Raw genomic sequence first — 25,237 nt, 5'->3', positions numbered from 1 at the left:
ATAAAAAGATGCGTTTTTCTCCCAACAATGTATTTATGGCATAGTTTTTTGGATCTGCAGCGTATGAAATGTATAAATTATCTGGGAGCGGTACTGCTTGGCCTGACGGCTGCCTGCCATGCGCCCACCGATCAGAAAATAAAGCAGGACAGTACAGTTAAGGACAGCGGTACCTTTACAGAAAAGAAAAAACCAACGGCAGGCCCTTCTGAACTGATCGTTGCAGGAAAGCAGGTTGGTAAGATATCTCTGGGGCAGGACATGGAGGAAGTATTTAAACTACTGGGAAAGCCGGATGAGGGGGATGCGGCAATGGGCAGTGCCCTTGGCATCTGGTACGGCAAAGACACGCTGACGGGAAAAAAGGATCCGGTTGTGATTTTCTCCTCTTATCGCGACAGCAATATGGTGGTGAAGTCGGTCAAACAAATATCAGTAGGGGCTCAGGGGTTTCAAACTGCTGAGGGCATCCGTATGGGAACCAGGCTGTCGGCATTGCTGGCCGCTTATCCTTCGCTCAAAAAAACGGAGACTTATCTGAACAGTAAAGATAAAACAGATACCCTCCGTGTTTACGACAGTATTGCTGAAGGGATTGCATTTGACGTGCAAAGCGATACTTGTACAGCGATCACAGTACACGTAAAAAACCGGGCTGCAAATGCTGTTTATTTGCCTGTACATCCGGACTGGAAAAGATTGTAAAGTGTTCTCTATAAAAAAGCTGCTGTTATTTTCTTGCCCGGTGATGATCTGGGTGAGAAAATAACAGCAGCTCCTGCATCAGGATCGTATGATGCCCTTATTGAACTGTAATATCAAAAGGGATCCGCGCCTGTATACCTGCATTCACAATCGCTTTTTTCATCTGCTGGTATAACATGAAGTTCTCACCGAATTCCTGTTTTGCGTAATACAATTTTACATTATCAGCACCATCATCCAGCAGGGATTTCAGCGTACTGATCTGTTCCGGATATTCCACTACGCGGTATTCCTTTAATTTGGCCTTTTTACCGGCTGCCGCTACGGCATCGTTGAAGCTGCCAAGCTTGTCGGCCAGACCGATTTTAACGGCGTCAGTACCGATCCACACATGACCGCCACCAATGGAGTCAATATAAGCTTTGGATTTCTTCCGCCCCTCTGCTACCCTTGTGATAAAGCTGTCATACACATGGTTCACATCCGTTTGAATGATCAGCCTTTCGCCTGCGGTAAGCGGGCGGTTCACACTCATGATATCAGCATACTGACCGGTTTTTACCCCATCGAAGGTAATGCCCAGTTTATTGTTGAACAGGTTTTGGAAGTTGGGGATAATGCCGAACACGCCGATCGATCCGGTGATCGTATTTGGCTGTACAAAGATGGAATCGGCGGCACAGGCGATATAATAACCTCCTGAAGCTGCAACGTCGCCGAAAGAGGCGATCACGGGTTTAACTTTTTTACTCAGCACGATCTCTCTCCAGATCACATCCGAAGCCAGGGCACTTCCGCCGCCGGAGTTCACGCGGAGCACGATCGCTTTGATCTTTTCATCCATTCTGGCCTTTCTGATCGCACGGGAGATCCTTTCAGAGCCGATAGATTCATCATTGCCTTCGCCGCCGGTAATTTCCCCGTTGGCATAAATGACTGCTATTTTATTTTTACTGTCGCTGTTTTCAGTTTTCTGGTTTGCCGCATAATCGTTGATCGTCACAGTGGAGAGCGTTTCGTTCTTTTCGGTACCGCTCAAAGATTTTAATTCATCCAGAACTTCGTCCTTATATTTAAGGCCGTCCACCATTTTATATTGCAGGGCATCATTTGGCTGCTGGATCCTGTACGTATTTGCATAGACAAAGAGGCTGTCTTTAGGGATCTTCCTGGAGGCAGAGATACCTTCCAGGAAAGTATCATACAGACCGCCGAGATAAGCTGTCACCTGTTTGCGGTTATAATCACTCATTTTATCATTGATAAAAGGCTCCACAGCACTTTTATAATTTCCTACACGGATGATCTGTGCTTCAACTCCCAGTTTTTCCAGGGCACCTTTAAAAAAGGTAAGCTGCGAGCTGAAACCTTTAAACTCCAGGGCACCCTGCGGGTTCAGGTAGATTTTATCTGCAACAGAGGCCAGGTAATAGGCATCCTGTGTATAGACTTCACTATAGGCAATGATCTGCTTTTTACTTTTCTTAAAATCGATCAGGGCATCACGGATCTCTTTCAGGGTAGCTTTTCCTGCACCGGGAGAACTTACATTGAGGTAGACACATTTGATATTATCATCGGTCTTGGCCCTTTTGATGGCTTTGATCAGCTCATTGAAGCCAATACTTTTTCCTCCGCCGGAGCCAACGATAGGGAGGTTCTCCAGGGTTTTATTGGGGGTGCGCTCTTTTATGCTTTGGTCGAGATTCAGATAAAGTACGCTGTTACTGAGTACATTTACACTTTTATCCTCGTCTATAGATGATAAAACGCCCACTACGAGAAGAATAAAGACCAGGAAAATAAGGAATGTAGAAATAATAATACCTACTACTGTAGCAAAAACATACTTAAAAAATTCTCTCATGTGGCTGATTAATTATTAATTTGTAAATATATATTAAATGAATCAAGGTTGATATGCACTTAGAGACCAAAACAGTTTATTTGTTACTTGGAAGTAATTTAGGGGACAGGGAGGCGATCATCAGACAGGCGGTCAGCAAAAGCGGGGATGAAATCGGGGAAATCGTTGCGGTATCGTCACTGTATGAAACTGCCGCCTGGGGGAATGAAGACCAGCCCTCTTTCCTGAATATTGCGATAGGCATTAAAACTGCAATGGCACCGCACGAAATATTGAGCCATACGCTGAAGATTGAAGAAGAGCTGGGCAGGATAAGGGCTGAAAAATGGGGCGCGAGGGTGATTGATATTGATATTATTTTATATGGGGAGGAGGTGGTCAGTGATGGCGAAACACTTCAGGTACCGCATCCGAGAATGCACGAAAGAAAGTTTGTGCTGGTACCTCTGGCTGAAATTGCCGGAGAAGTTTACCACCCGTTATTACAGCAAAATATTACAGGCTTATTGTCCTTATTAAAAGATAACTTAGCAGTCACAAATTTCCATAAATTTATATAGTTTTATCTCAAATGATTGACGCAGAAAAAAACAACAGCCCTCTTGATTTATCTTATCTACGTGATATGTCTGGCGACAGCGCAGAATTTATGATCGAAATGATCGACATGTTCAAATCACAAACACCTCTGTATATCACCGATCTGGAGCAGTCCATCGCTGCCGGTGATTGGGATAAAGCGGCCGGGTATGCGCATAAGATAAAACCTACGCTTTCGTATGTAGGCAGGGAAGATGCGCGGGGACATCTTCAGCTGATAGAGAACACTGCGCGTGACCAGAAAGATCTTTCGGTAATGCCCCAGGCATTGCGTGAATTTACTGATTTTGCACAAATTCTGTACAGGCAGCTGGACGAAGCTAAAGCTGAACTGGAGAAACGTCTCTAGTTCAGCTGTAAACAGATGAATAAAGCTTTCTGTAAAAGGAAGGCTTTTTATATTTTTGGGATACGCCTGAAATGCAAAACCGACATGCTGATGTATAACACCAGTACAAAAGGTATGGCCGCGAATTTCAGAAAGGCAATCAGTAATGCTGACAAGATCAAAAAGATAAACTTGATCTTGTTTTGTGCCCATTCCATTGAGCCGAATTTCAGGGAGAAGATCCTGATCTCACTGGTGAGCAGGAAACACATGACCACAGTGATAGCGAGCAGTAACAGCGTTGAATTGGCTAAGCCCGGGTAATCGCGCTGAATAAACGGGAGAGAAACGATAAACAGTGTGTTCATAGGCGTGTTCAGCCCGATAAAGTCTTCCGTCTGCCGTTCATCAATGTTGAATTTGGCCAGGCGCAATGCCGAGAACATGGTGATCAGGAAACCGGTGTAGGGAAGGTATGGTGAAGCAAAATCGCTTTGCGAAAGCATCTGAAACATGACTACGCCAGGCAGAAAGCCAAAACTTACCATATCTGCCAGGGAATCCAGTTCCTTGCCAATAGCAGATTTTACGCCCAGAAAACGGGCTGCGAAACCATCAAAGAAATCAAATATTCCGGATAGCAGCACCATGTAGGCCGCTGCATCCAGATTACCTTTAAATGCAAAAACTACACCAATACATCCCGAGAGAAGGTTGGCGCAAGTTAATGCATTAGGAATGTGTTTCTTCATTTTGAATTAGCTGTTCATGGAAATTAAGAACTCCTCATTGGTTTTTGTGTTCTTGATTTGGGCCTGAACAAACTCCATTGCTTCCTGGGCATTCATATCAGCCAGGTGGTTACGCAGGATCCATACTCTTTGTAAAGTATCTCTGTCATGCAGCAGGTCATCACGACGTGTACTTGATGCAGTAATGTCAATTGCAGGGAAGATACGTTTGTTAGATAATTTACGGTCTAACTGCAGCTCCATGTTACCTGTACCTTTGAATTCTTCAAAGATCACTTCATCCATTTTAGATCCTGTATCTGTTAAGGCAGTAGCCAGGATAGTTAATGAACCGCCTCTTTCAATGTTACGTGCAGCACCGAAGAAACGTTTTGGTTTATGTAAGGCATTGGCATCCACACCACCTGACAGGATTTTACCTGAAGCAGGGGCCGTTGTATTGTATGCACGGGCAAGACGGGTGATGGAATCCAGAAGGATCACTACATCATGGCCGCATTCTACCAGGCGTTTTGCTTTTTCAAGAACAATATTGGCAATTTTTACGTGACGTTCAGCAGGCTCATCAAATGTTGATGCAATGACCTCTGCACGTACGCTTCTTGCCATATCTGTCACCTCTTCCGGGCGCTCATCGATCAGCAGGATGATCAGGTATACTTCAGGGTGATTTTTGGCGATCGCATTTGCCACTTCCTTCAGCAGGTTGGTTTTACCGGTTTTAGGCTGTGCAACGATCAAACCACGCTGACCTTTACCGATTGGCGTAAACAAATCGATGATCCGTGTGGAGTAGTTGTTTGTTTCGGTGAAAAGGTTTAATCTTTCAGTAGGGAACAGCGGAGTAAGATAGTCGAAAGGAACCCTGTCCCTTACATCGGCTGGCAGACGGCCGTTAATGGTTTCTACCCTTACCAGAGGGAAATATTTCTCGCCTTCTTTCGGAGGGCGGATACTTCCTTTCACTGTATCACCGGTTTTCAGACCAAATAATTTGATCTGTGACTGTGATACGTAGATATCATCAGGAGAAGAAAGGTAGTTATAGTCGGCCGATCTTAAAAATCCGTAACCGTCAGGCATGATTTCCAGCACACCCTCATTGGTGATCGTATTGTCGAAATCCAGGTTAGAATAACTGTTTTCGTTTTGTTTCTGGTTACTGCTGTTCCCGTTATTGCCATTCTTCTGCCTGTTGTCTTCTCTCAAAGGCTTCACTTTTTTCTGATCGGCATTTGGGTTGGCAGGTAGCTGGGATGGAGAGCTTTCTTCTTTTTTTGCCTGAGGAGCAGCTGCTGCTGTAATTTCAGTCTCTGCTTCAGGCTGGGCAACAACTTCCTGTTGTTCTTCTGCTGACGGACCGTCAAACAATGAAGCCCTGTTAAAGTTATGGTTTGCAGCCGGGGCTGTTTCAGGCTCATCTTTGGAGATGCGCGTTCTTTTTCTCAGGGGTTTTTCTGCTGTGCTGCTCTTTGGAGCCTTCGCTTTTGTCTGTTTTACCGGAGCCTGGTTAACTGCATCGTTGGTAATGATTTCGGCTATGGTTGATTCAGTTGTTGGAATGGGGGCCGGCTCACCAGTTTGTTCGCTGATCTGGCGGATGACTTCAACCAGTTCGGCTTTGCGCATATCGTCGGCATTTAGGATCCCCTTAGATTTTGCTAGCTCACGCAATTCAGCCGTAAGCTTTTCATTTAATTCTGTTTTGTTAAACATTATGTGGGTGTAGAGAAATTTTTATAAACGTATTTATCGGCATATCAGAGCAAAAAATGCAACTAGGATTTGAAAAATAGAACAAAATTTTGTGAGATTTTCTGGACTGATCAGATAAACTTTAGAGAATTATGTTGCAATTGTATGTATTTGTAACTGAATCTCCAAGTAAAATTTGAAAATGTTAGAAATAATTTACTTAACAATTGTAATTCCGCTTTTTAAAAACCTGTAGAAAAATTGGCATATTTGCGCATAATCTAAGCCCAAATGAATAAAAAGCAACTATTTGAACAGATAAAGTCTAAAAAATCATTTTTATGTGTGGGACTTGACCCGGTGCTGGAAAATATCCCGCAACACCTGTTAAGTCATGAAGATCCGGTATTCGAGTTCAACAGGCAGATTATTGATGCGACAAAAGACCTGTGTGTTGCCTACAAACCGAACACTGCATTTTATGAATCGGGAGGTTTGAAAGGCTGGGAAAGTTTGCTGAAAACCTGGGCTTATATTCCGGAAGATATTTTTAGCATAGCCGATGCAAAAAGAGGGGATATCGGGAACACTTCGGCCATGTATGCCGATGCCTTTTTCAATAAAGAAAAATCAGGGATGAGCTTTGACGCCATTACTGTTGCTCCCTATATGGGCAGGGATTCTGTAAGCCCTTTTCTGAAATATGAAAATAAATGGGTGATCCTGCTGGCTGCAACTTCAAACGAAGGCCACAATGATTTTCAATTGCTGCAGACACCAAAAGGTAAATTATACGAACAGGTCATCAGGATATCCTCCACCTGGGCAGACAGCGAACGTCTGATGTATGTTGTTGGTGCCACAAGGGGATCTGAATTTGCCAATATCAGGAGCCTGGCACCGGACAGTTTCCTGCTGGTGCCCGGAGTGGGTGCCCAGGGCGGAAGTTTGGCAGAGGTTTGTGAATTTGGGTTAAATGACCACTGCGGATTGCTGGTCAATTCGGCCAGGGGCATTATATACGCCGGTAAAGGCGAAGATTTTGCAGAAAAAGCAAGGGAAGAAGCCCTGAAATTACAGCTGGAAATGCAGCAGATACTGGAAGAAGCAGAGTTGATATAAAGTATTTAATTTACAGGAAATAAATTCTTTGAATTAAGTTTGCAGATGCGACTTAATGAAGATTTTTTACACTATATCTGGCAGTACAGGTTGCTGACCAGGCTTGATCTGTACTGCACCAACGGAGAAACCTTACAGATCATCCATCCGGGATCGCGGAATACAAATGCGGGTCCGGATTTCAATACGGCTAAACTCAGGATCGGCGGGCAGTTATGGGTAGGGGATGTGGAGATCCATGTCAGGGCGTCCGACTGGCTCCTGCACCATCACCAGGAAAACCGCTCGTATGATTCGGTGATCCTGCATGTAGTTTGTGAAGATGACGCCGTAATCTGCCGGACAGACGGCAGCCTGGTTCCCGTATTCTTGCTGAAGGACCTTATTCCCGAAGCCATGTTCGGCAAATACCGCGCGCTGCTGGAAGGGCGGAACTTTTTCCCCTGTGCACAGCAGATAGGGCAGGTAGATCACATCACCGTGCAAAGAATGCTGAACAGAATGGTCACAGAACGTTTCCTGGAGAAAACGGCCGAACTGGAGTTTCACCTGGAACAGAATCATCACAACTGGAATGAAACTTTCCACATGCTGCTCATCCGGAATTTCGGTTTCCGGGTAAATAACCTCCCCTTTCAGCTGCTCGCTGCCGGTTTACCCGCCACGCTGCTGGCCAAACACAGGGATCAGCCGCTGCAGATTGAAGCCCTGCTTTTTGGACAGGCAGGCTTTCTGGAGGGCGATTTTAAAGACAGCTATCCCCGGCAGCTACAATCTGAGTATCTGTTCCTCAAAAAGAAATATCAGTTACAACCGGAGGATAAGTCACTCTGGAAGTTTCTGAGGATGCACCCGCAGAATTTTCCGGTGTTAAGGATCGCACAGCTGGCCGGCATGCTGACCGGCAGCAGCCACCTGTTTGCAGAGATCATCGGATTGAATGATCTCAAAGAACTGCGGCGCCTGTTCTCTCCCGGCGAGGTACATCCGTACTGGAAAGACCATGTTAACTTTGACCGTGGCCGCAGGGAGATGCCCGTAAGGCTGGGCAGAAAATCTGCCGAGAACCTGATCATCAATACGGTATGCTTCATTTTATATTGTTATGGCACATATTTTAACCTGCCGGAACTGAAACAACGCGCGACCGGGTTCCTGAAAAAGATACCTGCCGAGCGGAACGCCGTCACTGCACATTACCGGAAAGCGGGACTGAAATTGTCAACTGCCTATGATTCCCAGGCCGTACTTCAGCTGCATAAATACTGCTGTTCTTCCAGGAAATGTTTAAATTGTGAGATAGGGATAGAAATTATCACCAAATAAGTGAGAATTTAGGGTATGGTTTTTGTTTTAAAATAAATAATATCTAAATTGATCAATAATTGAATTCAATTGCGTACCCTGAAACCTGCATAAGGCCGGGGCTGTATGAACGGACATAAATCTACTATCATGTTTCAGAACATCGTCACCTATTTTGAGAAACAAAGTTTTGGGGTATGTACTTATATCGCAGAGCGGTTCAATATGTCTATCAGCAAAATCAGGCTTTTCTTTATCTACTCCTCATTTCTTGCAGTAGGGTTTCCTATTGTGTTTTATATCATGGCAGCGCTGATACTGGATGTGCGCCATTATGTTAAAAGGATCAGGCAGCGGATCTGGGATATGTAATGCTGAGGCTGGTGGCTTCAATATTTTATTATTCTTCTGCGCTTCAGAATAAGATGACACATACAACTATATATTTTATATTTGTTGTTTATTAATAGAGTTAAAAAAAATGTCGGTAAGGGGAAACCAATTTAAATCTAATTCATTCAAAAACGAATACGGGGAGAAGCCAGGTTCAAGGGCGTCGGCCAAACCACCCAGAGAGCTATTTGAACGAATGCCTTCACTGAACTTTCAGAATGAGCGGGTATTGAAGATCGCAGGGCTGTTTTTTCTGATCCTGGCCATCTATTTCCTTGTTGCTTTTACTTCTTACCTCTTTACCTGGCAGGAAGATTACAGTTATGTGATCGATGCCAACGGCGGCTGGAATAATCTGTTCAAAACGATGGAAGAACTGCAGCAGAACAATATTCCTGTTGTAGTGCAGAACTGGCTTGGCAAATTCGGCGCGCTGCTGTCACACCAGTTTATCTATGAATGGTTTGGTGTATCCTCTTTTATCTTTGTATTCGTATTCTTTGTCATCGGCTACCGCCTGTTATTTAAGGTTAAAATATTCGCCCTGGAAAAAACGCTGGGTTACAGCCTGTTTTCCCTTCTTTTTTTATCAATGACCTTTGGGTTCTTCCATTCTTTTTTTCTGGATGCGCCCCACTACCTCGAGGGTGAGGTAGGATACTGGACCAATAAGCTGCTGGTTGCGCAGATCGGTATCACCGGTGTGGGCGGCCTGATCGCGTTCCTTGGACTTACCATCCTAATCATCGCCTACAATATTGACTTTAAACTTCCTGAACGCAGGCCGCGGGCAGCTGTTGAGGAAGAAGATGAAGAGATCATCGTCCCTGAAACCGGTAATCATTTCCCTGCGGCGGCCGCCGCACCCGTAAATGCAGAGCGGGAAATTGCTGTACCTGAGAAAAACCCGGGACAGGTAGAATTTACGCTGAATGACCGCCTGGCGGGACAACGAAAAAAAGAACAGAATATCATACTGACCCCAAGCCGTTTTGAAGAGCCGCCGATGGAGGAGGAGGTCATCCTTCCGAAATCACCGCTGCTGAATGTGATGAATGCGCCGATCATTCTCTCTCCGGTCGTGGAGCCCCTGTCGGAGATCGTCTATGAGGAGGTTAAGCCCGAGCCGCAGCTGACGGTAGAAAAAAGTGAAGAGGAAAAGAAATCTGAAGAGCTGGTAGAGCAATTTGGCAATTATGACCCTACGCTTGATCTGGCAAGTTATAAATATCCCAATCTGGACCTCCTGGAGAATTATGGATCAAACAAGATCTCTGTAAATGCAGACGAGCTGGAGGCGAATAAAAACAAGATCGTTGAGACCCTCAACCATTACAATATAGAGATCGATAAGATCAAAGCGACGATCGGCCCGACGGTTACCCTTTATGAGATCATTCCCGCACCGGGAATCAGGATCTCTAAAATTAAAAACCTGGAAGATGATATCGCGCTGAGCCTCGCGGCACTGGGTATCCGTATTATTGCGCCGATGCCCGGAAAAGGAACCATTGGAATTGAGGTGCCGAATATGCATCCGGAGATGGTTTCCATGAGGAGCATCCTGGCTACAGAAAAATTCCAGAAAACGGAAATGGACCTGCCAATAGCGTTGGGTAAAACTATTTCCAATGAAGTATATATTGCTGACCTGGCGAAAATGCCCCATTTGCTGGTTGCGGGTGCTACCGGTCAGGGTAAATCAGTAGGTATCAATGCCATCCTGGTTTCACTGCTGTATAAGAAACATCCGTCGCAGCTGAAATTTGTACTGGTAGATCCAAAGAAGGTTGAGCTTACGCTGTTCAATAAAATTGAGCGCCATTTCCTGGCCAAACTTCCGGGTGAGGCAGATGCGATCATCACGGATACAAAAAAGGTGATCCATACGCTGAATTCCTTATGTATTGAGATGGATCAGCGTTATGACCTGCTGAAAGACGCACAGGTGAGGAACCTGAAGGAATACAATGATAAATTTATCAAACGGAAGCTGAACCCGAATAATTCACACCGTTTCCTGCCTTATATTGTGCTGATCGTGGATGAGTTTGCGGATCTGATGATGACCGCAGGTAAGGAAGTGGAAACACCTATTGCGCGTCTGGCACAGCTGGCACGTGCGGTTGGGATCCACCTTGTGCTTGCTACGCAGCGTCCTTCTGTGAATATCATCACAGGTACGATCAAAGCCAACTTCCCGGCAAGGTTAGCGTTCAGGGTATTGTCTAAAATTGACTCCAGGACCATCCTTGACAGTGGTGGGGCAGACCAGTTAATTGGTCGCGGAGATATGCTGTTGTCTACAGGAAACGATCTGATCAGGTTACAGTGTGCCTTTGTGGACACTCCTGAAGTGGACCGGATTTCTGAATTTATCGGTAACCAGAGGGGATATCCCGAGGCTTACCAGTTACCGGAATACCTGGATGAAGCGGCAGAATCTGCCAAGGCTGATTTTGATCCGGATGACAGGGACTCGATGTTTGAAGATGCTGCACGTTTGATTGTTATGCATCAGCAGGGTTCCACTTCGCTGATCCAAAGGAAGCTGAAGCTGGGCTATAACCGGGCCGGCAGGATCATTGACCAGCTGGAGGCTGCGGGTGTTGTAGGGCCATTTGAAGGAAGCAAGGCCAGAGAGGTACTGCTGCCGGATGATTACGCTTTGGAACAGTTCTTGACTAACCTCAGGAAATAACGAACAGCCAAATGAAGAAGATCCTATTGTTGTTGCTGATATTATCAGGAATAAGTTATGCAGGTTATACGCAGACCGATGCAAAAGCGAAAGCTATTCTGGCAGAGGTAAGTAAAAAATATAAATCGTACGACGCAGTAAAAGCTACGTTTGCCTTCACCCTGGAAAGTCCGCAGAATAAAGAAAAGGATACACAGCAGGGGACGCTGATTGTGCAGTCTGCCGCCAATAAATATAAAGTGGTCATGACTGATCAGGATATGATCAGTGATGGAAAGAGCCAGTGGACTTACCTGAAAAAAGATAAGGAAGTGCAGGTTTCTGCGGTAGACAACAGCGGTGACGCACTGAACCCTGCGGGAATATTTACCCTTTACGAAAAAGGCTTTAAATATCTGTATACCGGAGAGAAGAAGGCGGGAGCTAAAACTTACCAGATGATAGACCTTTCACCTCTGGATACAAAAAAGTCTTATTTTAAGATCAGGCTGGGTATAGACAAAACAGCGCATCAGATCGCAAACGTGGTGATCTTTGATAAAAACGGGAACAAGTACACCTACGTGGTAACAACTTTTGTTCCTAACGTAAAGGTTCCGGCCGGAACTTTCGGCTTCGATGGCAAAAAGTATCCTGGCGTAGAGGTGGTTGATTTACGGTAATGAAATAAAATTTATAAAAAAGGGTTAAGGCAAATTGTCTTAACCCTTTTTTTGTTAATTTTGAAATATGACTTTAACTTTCGCATTTTGAAAATTACATTTCTGGGTACTGGCACCTCACAGGGTATTCCTGTGATTACCTGCGGATGCGAGGTTTGCCAGTCAGACGATCCCAGGGATAACCGTCTGCGTGTCTCTGTTCTATTGGAAACAGCAGATAAAACTATTGTAATAGACAGCGGCCCCGATTTCAGGTACCAGATGCTCAGGGCGAAGGTGAAAGATCTTGATGCGATCGTCTATACCCATGAACATAAAGACCACGTTGCGGGGCTGGATGATATCAGGCCATTCAACTATCTCCTGCGGAAGAACATTGATATCTATGCTACAGTACGCGTACAGGAGGCTCTGAAAAAGGAATTTTCCTATATTTTTGCGGATAAAGTATATCCCGGAGTGCCTCAGATCAACATGCATACCGTGACAGGAGAGAATTTTCATATCGGTCAGACTGAGTTTATCCCCCTGGATATCATGCATTATAAATTACCTATTCTGGGATACAGGATCGGTGATTTTACTTATATCACTGATGCGAAAACGGTTCCGCAGATCTCAATTGATAAGATTAGGGGAACGAAGATCCTGGTTGTAAATGCCCTGCAGAAAGAAGAACATATCTCTCATTTTACCTTATCAGAAGCAATAACCTTTGCAGAAGATATTGGTGCAGAAACAACTTACTTTACACATATGAGCCATAATCTTGGTAAACATGCTGATATTGAGGCCGAACTCCCTCCAAATATCAGGCTGGCATATGATGGATTGCAAATTGAATTGTAGTTTTTTCAAATTAGGTGTTAAAACTATTCCGAATAAATATATATTTGCAGCACAGAACCTACCCGGGTGGCGAAATTGGTAGACGCGCCAGCTTGAGGGGCTGGTGCTGGCAACGGCGTGGCAGTTCGAATCTGCTCTCGGGTACTTAACGATTTTTCGTTCGGATTTGGAAAGGATTGCTCATAAAAAAGCAATCCTTTTTTTGTTGGTATTCAGTAAGTTATGATGAAAGGTCGGGTCGATTTAATTAGTTCTAAACTGCCCCCCCGGCGTAAACCAGATTATCTTTGAACACCACGCAAACGATAGCATGCTTCTGTGTTACGCTACATTTATCGTAAATTCGAAAACAGATTTGAAAGGCTAGGTAATATCCTTTCCACTATTCCCCGCACCAGCATTCTGGTAACTCTTTGTAAGCTGCCAATTTATTAGTCCCGCGTAAGTACAATTGTTCATTATTTCAAACACTGCGCTATTGCTTGTATATCGAATTTAAAATTTATTGTTAATAAATTTTAAATTCGATATTGAAATCATTGCAGTAAAGACCATTGTAAAGACTGATATCATTGCCATTGAAGAGTACACCTCAACGTGTGCTGTACGTGTAAATCCTTCCAATACCACACCTAAGCCCATAGACAGATATACTATTGATGCTTCCAACCAATAACTTCGACTGGTTGTTACCGCGTCTTTACTCACATCTATGTTTTTCTTTGAAATAAACCAAGTGAATATTTGCATAAAAACATATACAACAAAAATCCACCCGGCATAATTGGATATTGGAACTCCATAATATGCGCCTCCGCGCTCCCAAACCCAATCCGAGCTCAATGTCGAAGCCTGCGGGTCGCCGACAAGGTCAAACATGGACATTATAACTGCTGTTGTAATGGGTATGAATATTTGATAAACGCCGACGATCTTCTTTCCGAAATTTCCTGTTACCATTTGAGCCACGGTCCATGATGTATAACTTAACGCAAAATATAGTGCCATAATAATTATAGGAACATCTAACACCCTGGGGCCAGGCATTTTGGCGTAATGATAATGTCCGAAAGGAAAGCCGGTACGTATGCTCAATGCTTCAAAACCATTACTCACCAGCCATGTAATCACAAACCAAATGATCATGGTACTTATGCCATACCTTTGAGATCCATGAATCCAGGCAAAAACAATCATAGGTACGAACATAATGGCTTTAATAGGAATAACTGGCAGATCTATTCTCACGGCAACCGTTAAAATGATAAATAAAATGATAAATCCCCATTTTATATATTGAGTGATATTAGCTTTTTCCTTACTGATTGCAGCTTGAGAAAGTGAATTCGTTGTTATTTGGTTTGTAGACATATAGTTCTTCTTTTTCATCATTGTATTATTGTTCCTCCAGGTTTAAGTTGGTCTCTTCTTGTTTTAATCCTGTTAATTCAATGCTTGATTTCCATAGTTCAGCCTGGAAAGCAGGATTGTAAGAATCAGCCGATGAGTTTGTTACCTGACCTCGCTTGAAATATATGCCGTTTAATCTCTCTAATTCTTTTGAATACGCCAATGTAGCCAGCCTTTTGCCGGATGTTGCAGCACTAAATGTATCTTTCTTACCAAAAAGCAGGAATAAATGAGCCAATTGACTGGCAATTAAACGCAGGGGAGTTGGAAGGGTTCTCAGGAAACCCGTACCCGGTACCTTACCCGGATCAAAAGCATTAACCCTAATCTTTTTGCCGGCTAACTTCTCGTGCAGGATATAGGCCGTTAAAACATTGCAAAGTTTTGACGTCGAATAACGCTTTTGTGCCACGGCCATTCCAGCTCCATTAGTTGTTTCCGGAAAAGCCAATTCTTTTCCACTTGTAAATACCGGCGGCGCAATGCCAGTATGATTAGCGGGATCATGCACTCCGCTGGAAGTAAATGTAATACTACCGCCCACTTCTATAAAGGGCAACAATAATAAAGTCAAATAAAACCCGCCGAGGTGGTTTGTGCCGAAGGTCATTTCAAAGCCGTCCGTTGTGTATGATGTTTTACCCATAAACAAGCCTCCGGCATGGTTTATCAATGCTGAGATCACAGGATCGGGCGACTTTGCAAAGTCAATGGTAAATTGTTTTATAGATTTCAGCGAAGCTAAATTCAGGGGCCGGCAAACCAAATTGCGATGACCGGTTTTATGTTTTATTTTTTTAACTGCTTCTTCGCCGGTCTGTTCATTCCTGCAAGCCAGGATAATTTGTGCATCTTTCGCAGTATTTGCCAGTTGCAACGCGCATTCAAAACCTATTCCGCTGTTAGCGCCTGTGATGATTATTGATTTCATTTAAAATTTGATTAATATTTGGATATCTTCTGGCCTTTTCCTGTAAAATCTGAACAATTGCTAGCTGTGCGTTATTACGTCCAACAGAATGACTGAACACATAGTTAACATATCGCTTACTTACATGCTGATTTGACCAAATCAGGCATTTCCTGCAAAGCCGCAATTGCTTTTGACCAAGCCGGGTCATCTGCATACAATTGGCTTCTCAAATAAGTCCAGGTAAGCCGCTGAATTAAGGCTACACGTTCAGGATTTTCGTCTTTTGCCTCTGCTGCATCATATCCGGAAATTCCGCCTAAATTGTGTTGCGCACCGATAAAAGTCAGTAAGCATTTCGGCGCCGGACTTAGCTTATATGGATCTGCATGCCATTGTGGGCCACGAACGGTTTCCTGGGCTGATGTATCCTTGTCGCCTGCAATAATTAAAGCCGGCGTTTTCATTCCGGCAAAGTTCGGGTTGTAAAATGAGGGGCCTGCTTTAGCTGCCAGCGGGTTCAAATCAGCACCGCCATTACCAGGCCCGCTCAGGATTACCCCGGCCTTAATGCGCTTGTCTGACAAATCCACTTTTATCCCCTTTTCATCAGTGTTTTGCTCGCCTAAAAGCATCCCGGCAGTGAGGCCACCCAGGGAATGCCCAACAATTGCTATACGGCTTTTGTCCAGGCGGCCTTTAATTTCCGGAACCAAACTTTCAATAGCACCAAGCTGGTCAAGAAGATTTTTAATGTCCCTGGCCCGTGACCGCCAGAACAGGGGGCCATCTGGCCTCATAGGATTTAGCTTCAAAGTTTTAGAATCCAAATGCGTCGGCTGAATCACTATAAATCCATGAGCAGCATAAAAGTCAGCAAGCGGACCATACCCGTACAGGGAAGAGAGGTAATTGGAATTGCCATGCCCGTGTGACAGAATAATAATCGGCAGATTTTTGCCTGTTCGCGGCGCAGTGATCCGTACCTGAAGATTGACCACACGTCCGGGGGCAGACAAGATTACCGGACTGATTGATATTATGCTTGTAGCAGGGTTTACGGGGATCTTTGAAGCTCTGCCAATCAATGGATCTTCCATCTGTTGGTTTGCCGATGCTGCCGGGGTCTGGCTCCTGACAATTGTTGAGTAGCTAAGTAATATATTCATCACTGCTATCGCAATCTTTACTTTTTTCATGTTATAATAATTAAATTTGAGATGTTTATGATTCCTAAAGCGCTTATTTTGGACATAGAAAGTCGCCTGCATGCAAGCAATTGAAATTGCTTACATGCATCAAACGAATATTTAATGTTATACTACGGGAGCTGGCCTGAACTTAATTAAAAGACCTCTTGAATGCCAGTGGCGACACTTTTGTTTTGAGTTTAAACAGCTTACTGAAAGACTGGGAATGTTCAAATCCCATGACATAAGCTACTTCACTAACAGATAGATTGGTAGTCGATAATTTTTCTTTTGCTTTCGCAATAAGCTTGTCATGAATATGTTGCTGCGCACTTTGTCCTGTCAGCGAACGTAACATATCACTGAGATAACTCGGTGAAATATTTAAGTTCTCCGCTAAATATTGAACGGTCGGAACGCCCTGGCTTAAGGATTTTTCGTTGTTGAAATATTCATCCAATAATAGTTCAAACTTTTGCAATAAAGCATTGCTGGTAGCCTTACGGGTAATGAACTGACGTTTGTAAAAACGCTTGGCATAATTGAGCAGCAACTCAATCTGCGTAACAATGACTTCCTGACTGAAATCGTCGATTATACTGTTCAATTCTTCCTCCATAAGTTTAAAAGTGGAAACAATTGTTGCCTTTTCCCGCTCTGACAGATGCAGGGCTTCATTTGTAGAATAGGAGAAGAATCCATATCGCCTGATATTTTTGGCTAACGGATATCCGATGAAAAAGTCAGGGTGAATCAGTAAGACATACTCTGAGATTCCATCATTACCCTCGTTGTCGCTGCTCCCGATCAGTTGATTCGGTGCGGCAAATAATAGTCCGCCTTCGGCAAAGTCATAGTATCCCTGTCCATATCTTAAAGATCCGCTTAGTTTTGTCCGCAGGGATATTTTATAAAAATTAAGGAGATGGCTTCCTGAAGGCCGTACTGCATCACTTAATAGACCAGCAGTGTTAACAAGACTGATCAGCGGATGCGGGGGCATGGGCAAGCCAAAGGCCAGGTGTGCCTCTGATATAGAATCGAATTTCAACGGGCTATTGTCTTTCTTCTTCATAGTGAAACTACTTAAATTCAAATTTTCATATTTTAAGCCAGCTTAATCATCGTTATTGTTACTAATGCAGTTTAAAACGATCAGCCTGATGCGCTATCCACTTATATGATAACGCGCTTAACAATACAAAAGTCATTATTAAAAATACCTGTTTTGTAGCCTAATTGAAGAACTTTGTAGCCAAACTAAGAAATTATATATTTTAAAGGCTTCGTTCAATTGAACGCTGTTAAATTTTGTTCAGCAGATGTTGTGCTTTACCAAATTAAACCCTTTTTATGATCAGTGGAGAAGGGTGCTTTTTTATTGATATCCAAAAGTAGCTGAGAGCAGGGTAAGGACTGAGGATGCAGATTTACTAAGGATGTAATGTCATTCACCCGGCGGTAGGTGACTTTCCGAATTTTTTCTTAAAGGAGTGGGAGAAATGTGAAAGGCTTTGAAATCCCAGGTCAAGATAGATGGCAGATGGTTTGCTATTCTTTTTTTCAATCAGGTGCCGCGCCTCGTTTAGTCTTATCTCCAGGAGCCACTGCCGGGGTGCCATATTAAATGTTTTTTTAAAATCCCGTTTAAATCCTGCCAAACTTCTTCCTGTAAGGATTGCAAACTTCTCCAGCGGGATATTGAACTGAAAATTGTTGAGCATGAACTTTTCCAGATCTATTTTATGAGGTTCCGAAAAATCAAAAAGGAATTCTTGCAGGCCGGGCTGTGTATAGAGCAGTAACTTTACTGCTTCCCGGACTTTAAGTATGCCCAGTGCCTTCGTGATCTCTTTATCCTCATGCTGTACATATGGAATAACTGACTGAAAGAAGCCCTGGAGATAATCATTCACTTTGATATGGATTGTTGACGGCCCGTTGTATTTTGGCACGCTTTCTATCCGCTCTTCAAGTGCAATTTTCCTCAGCAGTTCTTCTTTCAGTAAGATCACGATTGTCTGGTACTGTTCACCCTCCAGAGGTAATTTTGTGATCTCTCCTAACTGGTTCTTTTTTACCAGCATCATTTCACCCCGTTTCATTGAGTTGCGTTCACCGGCAGTCTCGAGCGTGAAATGCCCGGAGACCTGCAATACCAGAGCATTATGTTCAATAAAGCCTATTCTTTCTCTTTTCTGTGAAGAGATAAAGGATAAAAACAGCACCTCCGGTCTGAGTTCAGTAGGATTGATCATTAGTGTAATATTAGCTATACTATAACCTGGATTAAAGATAGTAATTATAGGTGAAGGAAAGTGTTGCCAATTATAGCTCCCTGCGAAAAGTGCTGATGCAAACTTTCCATTTCATCGGGATCGAATTTTATATGCATTGCTTCGATATTTTCTGCTAGTCTTGATTTGTTGCCCATGCTTACCAGGGGCATAATATGATCGCCCTGTGCATTTACCCAGGCAATTGCCAGCTGTGCAGGGGTGTATCCTTTTTTTTGTGCAAGATCCTTCAGCATCTCAACCTTTTCAAGGTTCTTTAAAAAATTATCACCCTGAAAACGGGAGAAATTCCTACGGTAATCATCATCTGCCAAAGGCGCTTTCATGTTGCCTGTCAGCAATCTTTCAGAAGTCACAGCAAAGGCAACGACGCCAATTCCCAGTTCGTCAGCTACAGGAAGTAACTTATCCTCTATTTGACGGTCGGCCAGCGAGTAACCTACTTCCAGTGCGCTCACAGGATATATTTCATGCGCAATGCGAAGTTGTTCTGGCGTGACCTGTGAAACGCCCAGGTAGCGTACTTTACCCTCCTGAATAAGGTCGGCCACCGTTCCGATTACATCTTCTATGGGAACAATATTACCATCTAATCTGCAGGGTTGATACAGATCTATGGTATCTATACCGAGGCGTACCAAAGAATAGTTGATAAAGTTTTTGATGGCCGCCGGACGAAAATCGAGTTCAATGAATCGTTTGTTGTACATGATTGAGCCAAATTTGACACTAATGAAAGCATCGTCTCTGCGCCCTTTGATGGCCTTGCCAATGAGCAGTTCACTGGCTCCGCTACCGTAAAAGTCGCCAGTATTGAGAAAATTGATACCGCAGTCTAATGCCTCCGAGATGGTGGAGATGCTTTCATCATCACTGTTCACCGGATCGGTGAAGTTTTGCGACATGCGCAAACATCCAAGTCCTAACTTAGAGACCATCGGTCCATTTTTGCCGAGTTGTATTTTATCTATTGCTGTCATTTTATTCATTTTGAGTTAATGACACAAAGTTTGTATTTCTATGGTATTAAAGTTTTCTCACAGAGATCAATTTACTTGTTTGTGCGGCTCAGGGATATATAGATCAATTACCTTATACTTTGGCTTTTTCAATAGCATTATATTAAAGATCAATGGGTCTCTTGCAGATTATTTAAGAGTGAACTGCGTTGAAAAGAACCCCAATAGATATAAACAGTCGTTTGCCCTTCATTACCGCATCATTTTTTATCCTGATTTGTTATTCCAATAGTCCTGCCGGGATCTTTCCATCCACTTTTGGAAATGGAATACCAAGAAGTTTTACGATGATCGGCGTCATGTCGCGCAGGTTCATGTTTTCAATTACAGCGCCTTTGCGAATACCCGGACCATGAGCTACCAGACCGGTACGGATATTTTTTGTGTCGGGGAAATGCCCGTGTGTACCTCCTTTGCCAGTCTTTACGGCATCACCGGTGGTTGTAGTGCTAAATGCGGCGTCATGCTCTCCGGTAAGTGCGAAAGCAACATTCGGGTTATAACCGCCTTTGTCCATTTGTTCCTTGCTGATGAGGCGGTAATATTGCTTTACGCTGTCAGGCTGTGCTTCCAGTATTGCTTTTACTTTGTTGATGGTTGCTTTATCAGCAGGGTCTTTCAGGTAAAGGTAAGCAGATCCGCCGGCTGAATTGAATTGCGCTTTCCAGTCGCCCGTTTTCAGGTCATTGATCAGTCCGGCTTCTTTCAGCCATACATTGGGCGAGATCGTTTTCTTTACATCATAGAACCCGTGGTCGCCACCGATAAGGAATACAGTGCTTTCCCATATACCTGCTGCTTTCAGGGCATCTATGATTATGCCTACGGCGGCATCTGCATCAGCCACCGCTTCCTGTACCCGTATTCCGTAACGCCCCACGGCGTGTTGTGCACCGTCGGCAGAAAACAGGTGGATAGTCATTAGTTCAGGTTTGCTTTTCTCTATCACGTATGCGGCAATCTTAGCCACGTTTTGATTTTTTCCTGCATCTATCTTGTCAACGCCGCCAAACACTTCTTTTTTTACCTCGGCATAAAAACCCTGCGGTAAAGAATATTGTTCCAGAACCGCCTCGCCGAGGCTGCCTATATCCGGGATGTTGTAGTCTACAGGAGCATTGGCAGATACGGGCCAGTAAAGCGAAGCAACGGTCATGCCTTTTTCTTTGGCCGCCTTCCAGATGGTTTGAACATGAATGGAACTGTCCTGCCAGTAAGGCTGTTGCGGTGCTCCATCGGGGGTGAATATATTGTTATAGAAAATGCCATGTTTTGCGGGTTGCACACCCGTAACAATCGTGGTATGCGAAGGGTAGGTAACGGAAGGGAATACACTGTTTACACCTTTTGCATAGGCCCCGTCTTTCATCAGGGCGTGCAGGTTGGGCATCTTCCATTCGCTATCCAGGTAAAAATCGGGGCGGAATCCGTCAATGGTTAGAAATATAACGTGTTTGGCTGTCTGTGCCATAAGCTGCCCTGTGATCATAAACAAGGCAAGGAGTGTGATTGAAAATTGTTTTTTCATAATTATTGCCATCCTGATTTTCTGGAGCTTAGTGTTAACCGGTAAATATAACAGGGTAAAGGTGTTTGTTATTTTGTTAACTTTTTGTGAAGTTATGATTAATGTAGTTCGCAGTTCGGGAGCCTGAGAGGTTTTACTGCATGTATTGATGTTAAATTAGAGTACTGTATTGGGGCCGGATGATGCTAAAAATTCCCTCATTAATCTTATAAACTCATCCGGTTGTTCTTCCGCAACGTAATGGCCGCAATCCGGAATACTCACTGCCGTTACAACATTCTGGCAGATTTTGTTCATGGTTGTACCCATATTCAAACCCTGGGCTTGCTCACCTCCTATAGCCAGCACCGGTATCTTTAACTGATGCTGGTGCCGGGTATTCTGGCTGGCACTCTCAGAAAAGGCCCGGTAATAGGCAAATCCATTGCTCAGCAGTTCCCTGCCCGTGTATGCATCGGAATAGAACTGGATGTCATCACTGGTAATGGCTGTTTTGACAGCTGATTTGTTTGTGAAATACCAGGTGAAATATTCCTTTTCTTTTCCCTGAATCAGGAACTCCGGTATATCATGGACACCATGAAAGTAAAACTGCCAGATCTTACCGGCGTTTGCAGGTGAAAACAGTTCAGCCGGCATCAGTCCGGGTATACCTGCATCCATCACGGTAAGTGATTTGAGTGTATCCTCATATTCGAGGGCGAAAGCTACAGCCACCCATGCGCCAATGTCATGTCCCACTAAATTTATCTGTTCCAATTGGCGCAGATCAAAAAATGATCTTAAAAGCCTTGCGACCGTTTGCGTATCGGCAGTTGCGGTTTGATGTGTATTTCCCATCCCCGGAAGGTCAATTGCAAGAACATGATAGTCTCTGGTTAATTCCGGAAACACTTTTCTCCATATATAAGATGTCTGGGGCCATCCATGCAGTAATACGATCGTCTGGCCTGTACCTGCTTCATAAAAGGTAACCGGAATTTCATTTACCAATAGCGTTTGAGCAGCGGGCAGTTGTGAAATCTTGGATATATCCATTGTGCGAATATGATTATATATTCTACAAATATATTAGTTTTAATCTGTATAGATGATGTTTTTATACCAAAAACCGAATTGGTATTTAAATTATTTATTCAGTTGCATATCATCGCCGCTGCCGGGTACATAACCCAGATCCGGGGTTAACCAATGCAGCAGCATTACTCTTGAATAGCGATAGTTAAAAGGAGAAAAGATGAGCACGGTAAGGAATAGGAGGGCCACATAGTACCAGAGATTATCATAAGTGAGGGCTAAACCCAGGATATAGGATGCTACACTTACGGTAATCATTTCTGCTACATTCATGGCATAACTGATAAACATAGATACATAGAAAAATCCGGGTTCCCTTTCAAAACGCAGGCTACAATACGGGCAATATTCATTGGTGATCTGTCCTTTAAAAGAAAGTGAATACATTTTTCCGGTAAAGATATCGCCCTTTCTGCATCTTGGGCACTTGCATTGGATGACAGCCTGTAATTTTGATATAGGTGGGTTCATAATTGTAAAATTAGCTATTCATCAGCATTCGGATCTGAATTTTTAGTTGAAAATCAGTGGTTGCAGGTTGAACAGTGCAAAGCCGGTGTTTGTTTTTAATTTTCGTCCCGAAACTTACCTGCTTAATTTAGAGTAGGATAGCTTTATATAAAGATCTAATCAAGCCCTTTGATCAATTTAAAGAAGGTTTTTTATTAAAAATTTTACATCATTTAAGAAATAATGCTACATTTGTCGCCACGACAGGATGCTCTAAGCGTTGTCAAATGCCCGGATGGCGAAATTGGTAAACGTTGCGGTCTCAGAAGCCGTTGGAGTAAGATCCTTGAGAGTTCGAGTCTCTCTTCGGGCACATTGAATAGATTCATTCTATTTTCTGGCAAAACAGAAACCTGCAGATCTTTGGTCTGCAGGTTTTTTTATGTCCTCAGGACAGGAACAGATTTCTGTGGCTGTGTAACGATCAAAAGGTTTTAGCACGATGTGTCTGTTCCATCTGTATGTAAAGTCAAATCTTCAGTTACAGTAAATGTTTACCATAGTTATTCTCTAATTTTATATTAATCGCAGTTTCAGCTGCGTGCTAAAATTATAGAAATGGCAGATCAAACACATAAAATAACAGGAATCCCTTACTCCGTATTAGATTTAGCCACCGTTGTGGCAGGAAAGACGCCTGAAGATACCTTTCGCAATAGCCTCGACCTGGCAAGATTTGTGGAAAAATTAGGCTATACCAGGTACTGGCTGGCAGAGCACCACAATATGATCAGCGTTGCCAGTTCGGCAACATCAATACTGATCGGATATATTGCAGGAGGTACAACCTCGATCAGGGTAGGATCGGGCGGTATCATGCTGCCAAACCACTCTCCTTTAGTAATTGCAGAACAGTTTGGAACTTTGGCGTCGCTGTATCCCGGCAGGATAGACCTCGGCCTTGGAAGGGCACCCGGTACTGACCAGATCACAGCAATGGCCATCAGGGGTACCCGTTTCAATGCTGCCAATGATTTTCCGGAGGATGTTCAGCAGCTGCAAACTTATTTTTCGGATGATAATGCAGACAGCCAGGTAAGGGCAGTCCCGGGCGAAGGACTGGATATTCCTATATGGATATTGGGTTCCAGTACTGACAGCGCCAGACTTGCCGCTGCCCAAGGACTTCCTTATGCTTTCGCCAGTCATTTTGCACCGGCACAATTTTTAACCGCGATCAACATCTACCGTCAGAATTTCAAACCTTCAGAACATTTGAAAGAACCGTATGTGATTTCATGTGTAAACGTAGTTGCTGCAGATACTGATGCTGAGGCAAACAGACTGGTTACCTCTCTGCTGCAGTTCTTTATGGGTGTGATCACAGGAAAACGCAGGTTACTGCAACCCCCTGTAGACAATATGGAGAGTATCTGGACAGCACAGGAAGCAGAAGCAGTAGGGCAGATGCTCGGCTGTTCATTTATCGGCAGTCCTGAAACGATTCAGGAAGATTTGCAATCTTTTATGGACCAGACAAAGGTTGACGAATTGATGGTTACCTCTCATATATTCGATCACCAGGCACGACTTCATTCTTATGAGATATTTGCTGAGGTGATCAAAAAACTGAACGTCCCGATACTTAGCTAGCCGGCAAAAACTGAACTTAAACTAAATTTATATATAGAATGGATCAGACAATTAGGCGCGTCAGGTCATCATGGGCCCGCTTTAAACGAAGAACGGCTGTATAGGATTGTTGATGTTATTGCAAACCTAGATATTATCACTGTTTTAGCGGGAACCAATGACTACGGACACGGTAGCGCAACGTTGGGGACATCAATAGTCCAATGAATGCTACAACTATTTATGGTTCTGTTAAGCTTGTTATCAATAGGATTCTAACTTTAAAACCAAACATCCGTATTGTATTCTTTACTCCATTTAATAGGGGTGTTTATAACGGTGAAGGTAATGGTTTTGCACCTAATACCAATGGGTTGACTATTAAGAATGTTGCGGATGGTATACAAGATTGCTGTAAATACTTAGGTATACCATCTTATGATTTGTTGTCCAACACAGGTATCAACTCCTATAACTTGGATACACATTTAAGTGATAAACTTCACCCTAACGTGTATGGTGGTAACAGGATAGGTAAACTGATGGGTAACTTCATCAATACATTACCAGTGTTTGGTACTATTACATAGTACATAGAAAGTGCTGTTGGATTAGTTCAGGTGATATTCGTGCTTATACTTTGTATAGAGTGGAGTTGCTATATTTGAGTAGACAGTAAGTTAAGAGAATTACATACCTTAACAGAAATTATGTCACAAGTAAGAAAAGCGTACCCGAAGGAGTT

At 43.5% G+C, this 25,237-nt stretch carries 23 protein-coding genes and 2 tRNA genes; 13 read left to right on the top strand and 12 right to left on the bottom strand.

Annotated features, from left to right (window positions below; all coding sequences use genetic code 11):
• Positions 1 to 63: 63 nt before the first annotated feature.
• Entirely contained in the window at positions 64 to 705 is a 642-nt protein-coding gene (locus BLW16_RS16490; RefSeq protein WP_139298343.1) for a hypothetical protein, read from the top strand.
• A gap of 97 nt (positions 706 to 802) precedes the next feature.
• On the opposite strand, the gene sppA is transcribed toward BLW16_RS16490, so the two are convergent.
• Positions 803 to 2,572, bottom strand: coding sequence for a signal peptide peptidase SppA (gene sppA / locus BLW16_RS16485; protein WP_090558667.1), 1,770 nt, complete (start codon positions 2,570 to 2,572; stop codon positions 803 to 805).
• Positions 2,573 to 2,625: 53 nt separating this feature from the next.
• Between sppA and folK the strand changes: the two genes are divergently transcribed.
• The gene (gene folK / locus BLW16_RS16480; RefSeq protein WP_090558665.1) at positions 2,626 to 3,132 is read left to right on the top strand and encodes a 2-amino-4-hydroxy-6-hydroxymethyldihydropteridine diphosphokinase; all 507 of its coding nucleotides are present in this window, start codon (positions 2,626 to 2,628) and stop codon (positions 3,130 to 3,132) included.
• 11 nt (positions 3,133 to 3,143) lie between these two features.
• On the top strand, positions 3,144 to 3,521 hold the full coding sequence (locus BLW16_RS16475) for an Hpt domain-containing protein (protein WP_090558663.1): 378 nt from the start codon (positions 3,144 to 3,146) through the stop codon (positions 3,519 to 3,521).
• 47 nt (positions 3,522 to 3,568) lie between these two features.
• Here the strand turns inward: BLW16_RS16475 and pssA are convergent, their stop codons facing one another.
• Both pssA and rho read right to left on the bottom strand, forming a co-directional pair.
• Positions 3,569 to 4,252 carry a CDP-diacylglycerol--serine O-phosphatidyltransferase gene (gene pssA, locus BLW16_RS16470; RefSeq protein WP_090558661.1) on the bottom strand — a complete coding sequence of 228 codons (684 nt, stop codon included), beginning with the start codon at positions 4,250 to 4,252 and terminating at the stop codon, positions 3,569 to 3,571.
• A gap of 6 nt (positions 4,253 to 4,258) precedes the next feature.
• Positions 4,259 to 5,968 (bottom strand): transcription termination factor Rho, encoded by a 1,710-nt coding sequence (gene rho / locus BLW16_RS16465; RefSeq protein ID WP_090558659.1) that lies wholly within the window; start codon positions 5,966 to 5,968, stop codon positions 4,259 to 4,261.
• Between the two features lie 270 nt (positions 5,969 to 6,238).
• Here rho and pyrF point away from each other — a divergent pair, with 270 nt between their 5' ends.
• The 7 genes from pyrF to BLW16_RS16430 all read left to right on the top strand — a co-directional run bounded on the left by pyrF (position 6,239) and on the right by BLW16_RS16430 (position 13,123).
• Positions 6,239 to 7,069, top strand: coding sequence for an orotidine-5'-phosphate decarboxylase (pyrF, locus tag BLW16_RS16460; RefSeq protein ID WP_090558657.1), 831 nt, complete (start codon positions 6,239 to 6,241; stop codon positions 7,067 to 7,069).
• 45 nt (positions 7,070 to 7,114) lie between these two features.
• Positions 7,115 to 8,395, top strand: a complete 1,281-nt coding sequence (locus tag BLW16_RS16455; RefSeq protein WP_090558655.1) for a DUF2851 family protein — start codon at positions 7,115 to 7,117, stop codon at positions 8,393 to 8,395.
• Between the two features lie 129 nt (positions 8,396 to 8,524).
• Entirely contained in the window at positions 8,525 to 8,746 is a 222-nt protein-coding gene (locus tag BLW16_RS16450) for a PspC domain-containing protein (RefSeq protein ID WP_090558933.1), read from the top strand.
• A gap of 109 nt (positions 8,747 to 8,855) precedes the next feature.
• Positions 8,856 to 11,468, top strand: coding sequence for an FtsK/SpoIIIE family DNA translocase (locus BLW16_RS16445; protein ID WP_090558652.1), 2,613 nt, complete (start codon positions 8,856 to 8,858; stop codon positions 11,466 to 11,468).
• An 11-nt stretch (positions 11,469 to 11,479) separates the two neighbouring features.
• Positions 11,480 to 12,130: an outer membrane lipoprotein periplasmic chaperone LolA1 gene (locus tag BLW16_RS16440; protein WP_090558650.1), complete on the top strand. Its 651-nt coding sequence runs from the start codon at positions 11,480 to 11,482 to the stop codon at positions 12,128 to 12,130.
• Between the two features lie 87 nt (positions 12,131 to 12,217).
• Positions 12,218 to 12,979: an MBL fold metallo-hydrolase gene (locus tag BLW16_RS16435; RefSeq protein WP_090558648.1), complete on the top strand. Its 762-nt coding sequence runs from the start codon at positions 12,218 to 12,220 to the stop codon at positions 12,977 to 12,979.
• A 60-nt stretch (positions 12,980 to 13,039) separates the two neighbouring features.
• Positions 13,040 to 13,123: transfer RNA gene (locus BLW16_RS16430), tRNA-Leu, on the top strand.
• A gap of 351 nt (positions 13,124 to 13,474) precedes the next feature.
• Here the strand turns inward: BLW16_RS16430 and BLW16_RS16425 are convergent.
• From BLW16_RS16425 to BLW16_RS16385, 9 genes are all read right to left on the bottom strand, one after another.
• Positions 13,475 to 14,350, bottom strand: a complete 876-nt coding sequence (locus BLW16_RS16425) for a carotenoid biosynthesis protein (protein WP_175470619.1) — start codon at positions 14,348 to 14,350, stop codon at positions 13,475 to 13,477.
• Between the two features lie 25 nt (positions 14,351 to 14,375).
• The gene (locus tag BLW16_RS16420) at positions 14,376 to 15,320 is read right to left on the bottom strand and encodes an SDR family NAD(P)-dependent oxidoreductase (protein WP_090558644.1); all 945 of its coding nucleotides are present in this window, start codon (positions 15,318 to 15,320) and stop codon (positions 14,376 to 14,378) included.
• 116 nt (positions 15,321 to 15,436) lie between these two features.
• Entirely contained in the window at positions 15,437 to 16,498 is a 1,062-nt protein-coding gene (locus tag BLW16_RS16415) for an alpha/beta hydrolase family protein (RefSeq protein ID WP_245735348.1), read from the bottom strand.
• 142 nt (positions 16,499 to 16,640) lie between these two features.
• Entirely contained in the window at positions 16,641 to 17,564 is a 924-nt protein-coding gene (locus BLW16_RS16410; RefSeq protein WP_090558642.1) for a helix-turn-helix domain-containing protein, read from the bottom strand.
• Positions 17,565 to 17,940: 376 nt separating this feature from the next.
• The gene (locus tag BLW16_RS16405) at positions 17,941 to 18,747 is read right to left on the bottom strand and encodes a helix-turn-helix domain-containing protein (RefSeq protein ID WP_090558640.1); all 807 of its coding nucleotides are present in this window, start codon (positions 18,745 to 18,747) and stop codon (positions 17,941 to 17,943) included.
• Between the two features lie 44 nt (positions 18,748 to 18,791).
• Entirely contained in the window at positions 18,792 to 19,766 is a 975-nt protein-coding gene (locus tag BLW16_RS16400) for an aldo/keto reductase (RefSeq protein ID WP_090558929.1), read from the bottom strand.
• Between the two features lie 259 nt (positions 19,767 to 20,025).
• Positions 20,026 to 21,333: an alkaline phosphatase family protein gene (locus BLW16_RS16395; RefSeq protein ID WP_245735345.1), complete on the bottom strand. Its 1,308-nt coding sequence runs from the start codon at positions 21,331 to 21,333 to the stop codon at positions 20,026 to 20,028.
• A 156-nt stretch (positions 21,334 to 21,489) separates the two neighbouring features.
• Complete coding sequence (locus BLW16_RS16390; protein WP_090558636.1) at positions 21,490 to 22,371, bottom strand: alpha/beta fold hydrolase; 882 nt, start codon at positions 22,369 to 22,371, stop codon at positions 21,490 to 21,492.
• Positions 22,372 to 22,461: 90 nt separating this feature from the next.
• Positions 22,462 to 22,881: a DUF983 domain-containing protein gene (locus tag BLW16_RS16385; protein ID WP_090558634.1), complete on the bottom strand. Its 420-nt coding sequence runs from the start codon at positions 22,879 to 22,881 to the stop codon at positions 22,462 to 22,464.
• A gap of 268 nt (positions 22,882 to 23,149) precedes the next feature.
• Here BLW16_RS16385 and BLW16_RS16380 point away from each other — a divergent pair.
• The 3 genes from BLW16_RS16380 (at position 23,150) to BLW16_RS16370 (ending at position 25,082) form a co-directional block, all read left to right on the top strand.
• Positions 23,150 to 23,233 (top strand) — tRNA-Leu (locus tag BLW16_RS16380).
• 245 nt (positions 23,234 to 23,478) lie between these two features.
• Entirely contained in the window at positions 23,479 to 24,513 is a 1,035-nt protein-coding gene (locus tag BLW16_RS16375; protein ID WP_090558631.1) for an LLM class flavin-dependent oxidoreductase, read from the top strand.
• Positions 24,514 to 24,716: 203 nt separating this feature from the next.
• Entirely contained in the window at positions 24,717 to 25,082 is a 366-nt protein-coding gene (locus BLW16_RS16370) for an SGNH/GDSL hydrolase family protein (protein ID WP_090558628.1), read from the top strand.
• Positions 25,083 to 25,237: the final 155 nt, after the last annotated feature.

Source organism: Pedobacter hartonius, from assembly GCF_900107535.1.
GTDB lineage: Bacteria > Bacteroidota > Bacteroidia > Sphingobacteriales > Sphingobacteriaceae > Pedobacter > Pedobacter hartonius.
This window is presented reverse-complemented; position numbering and strand designations above follow the sequence as displayed.

Excerpts from the sequence above, each read along its gene's own strand:
- BLW16_RS16490 (WP_139298343.1), top strand. The coding sequence starts at position 64 with ATGAAATGTATAAATTATCTGGGAGCGGTACTGCTTGGCCTGACGGCT.
- sppA (WP_090558667.1), bottom strand. The coding sequence starts at position 2,572 with ATGAGAGAATTTTTTAAGTATGTTTTTGCTACAGTAGTAGGTATTATT.
- folK (WP_090558665.1), top strand. The coding sequence starts at position 2,626 with ATGCACTTAGAGACCAAAACAGTTTATTTGTTACTTGGAAGTAATTTA.
- BLW16_RS16475 (WP_090558663.1), top strand. The coding sequence starts at position 3,144 with ATGATTGACGCAGAAAAAAACAACAGCCCTCTTGATTTATCTTATCTA.
- pssA (WP_090558661.1), bottom strand. The coding sequence starts at position 4,252 with ATGAAGAAACACATTCCTAATGCATTAACTTGCGCCAACCTTCTCTCG.
- rho (WP_090558659.1), bottom strand. The coding sequence starts at position 5,968 with ATGTTTAACAAAACAGAATTAAATGAAAAGCTTACGGCTGAATTGCGT.
- pyrF (WP_090558657.1), top strand. The coding sequence starts at position 6,239 with ATGAATAAAAAGCAACTATTTGAACAGATAAAGTCTAAAAAATCATTT.
- BLW16_RS16455 (WP_090558655.1), top strand. The coding sequence starts at position 7,115 with ATGCGACTTAATGAAGATTTTTTACACTATATCTGGCAGTACAGGTTG.
- BLW16_RS16450 (WP_090558933.1), top strand. The coding sequence starts at position 8,525 with ATGTTTCAGAACATCGTCACCTATTTTGAGAAACAAAGTTTTGGGGTA.
- BLW16_RS16445 (WP_090558652.1), top strand. The coding sequence starts at position 8,856 with ATGTCGGTAAGGGGAAACCAATTTAAATCTAATTCATTCAAAAACGAA.
- BLW16_RS16440 (WP_090558650.1), top strand. The coding sequence starts at position 11,480 with ATGAAGAAGATCCTATTGTTGTTGCTGATATTATCAGGAATAAGTTAT.
- BLW16_RS16425 (WP_175470619.1), bottom strand. The coding sequence starts at position 14,350 with ATGTCTACAAACCAAATAACAACGAATTCACTTTCTCAAGCTGCAATC.
- BLW16_RS16420 (WP_090558644.1), bottom strand. The coding sequence starts at position 15,320 with ATGAAATCAATAATCATCACAGGCGCTAACAGCGGAATAGGTTTTGAA.
- BLW16_RS16415 (WP_245735348.1), bottom strand. The coding sequence starts at position 16,498 with ATGAAAAAAGTAAAGATTGCGATAGCAGTGATGAATATATTACTTAGC.
- BLW16_RS16410 (WP_090558642.1), bottom strand. The coding sequence starts at position 17,564 with ATGAAGAAGAAAGACAATAGCCCGTTGAAATTCGATTCTATATCAGAG.
- BLW16_RS16405 (WP_090558640.1), bottom strand. The coding sequence starts at position 18,747 with ATGATCAATCCTACTGAACTCAGACCGGAGGTGCTGTTTTTATCCTTT.
- BLW16_RS16400 (WP_090558929.1), bottom strand. The coding sequence starts at position 19,766 with ATGACAGCAATAGATAAAATACAACTCGGCAAAAATGGACCGATGGTC.
- BLW16_RS16395 (WP_245735345.1), bottom strand. The coding sequence starts at position 21,333 with ATGAAAAAACAATTTTCAATCACACTCCTTGCCTTGTTTATGATCACA.
- BLW16_RS16390 (WP_090558636.1), bottom strand. The coding sequence starts at position 22,371 with ATGGATATATCCAAGATTTCACAACTGCCCGCTGCTCAAACGCTATTG.
- BLW16_RS16385 (WP_090558634.1), bottom strand. The coding sequence starts at position 22,881 with ATGAACCCACCTATATCAAAATTACAGGCTGTCATCCAATGCAAGTGC.
- BLW16_RS16375 (WP_090558631.1), top strand. The coding sequence starts at position 23,479 with ATGGCAGATCAAACACATAAAATAACAGGAATCCCTTACTCCGTATTA.
- BLW16_RS16370 (WP_090558628.1), top strand. The coding sequence starts at position 24,717 with ATGAATGCTACAACTATTTATGGTTCTGTTAAGCTTGTTATCAATAGG.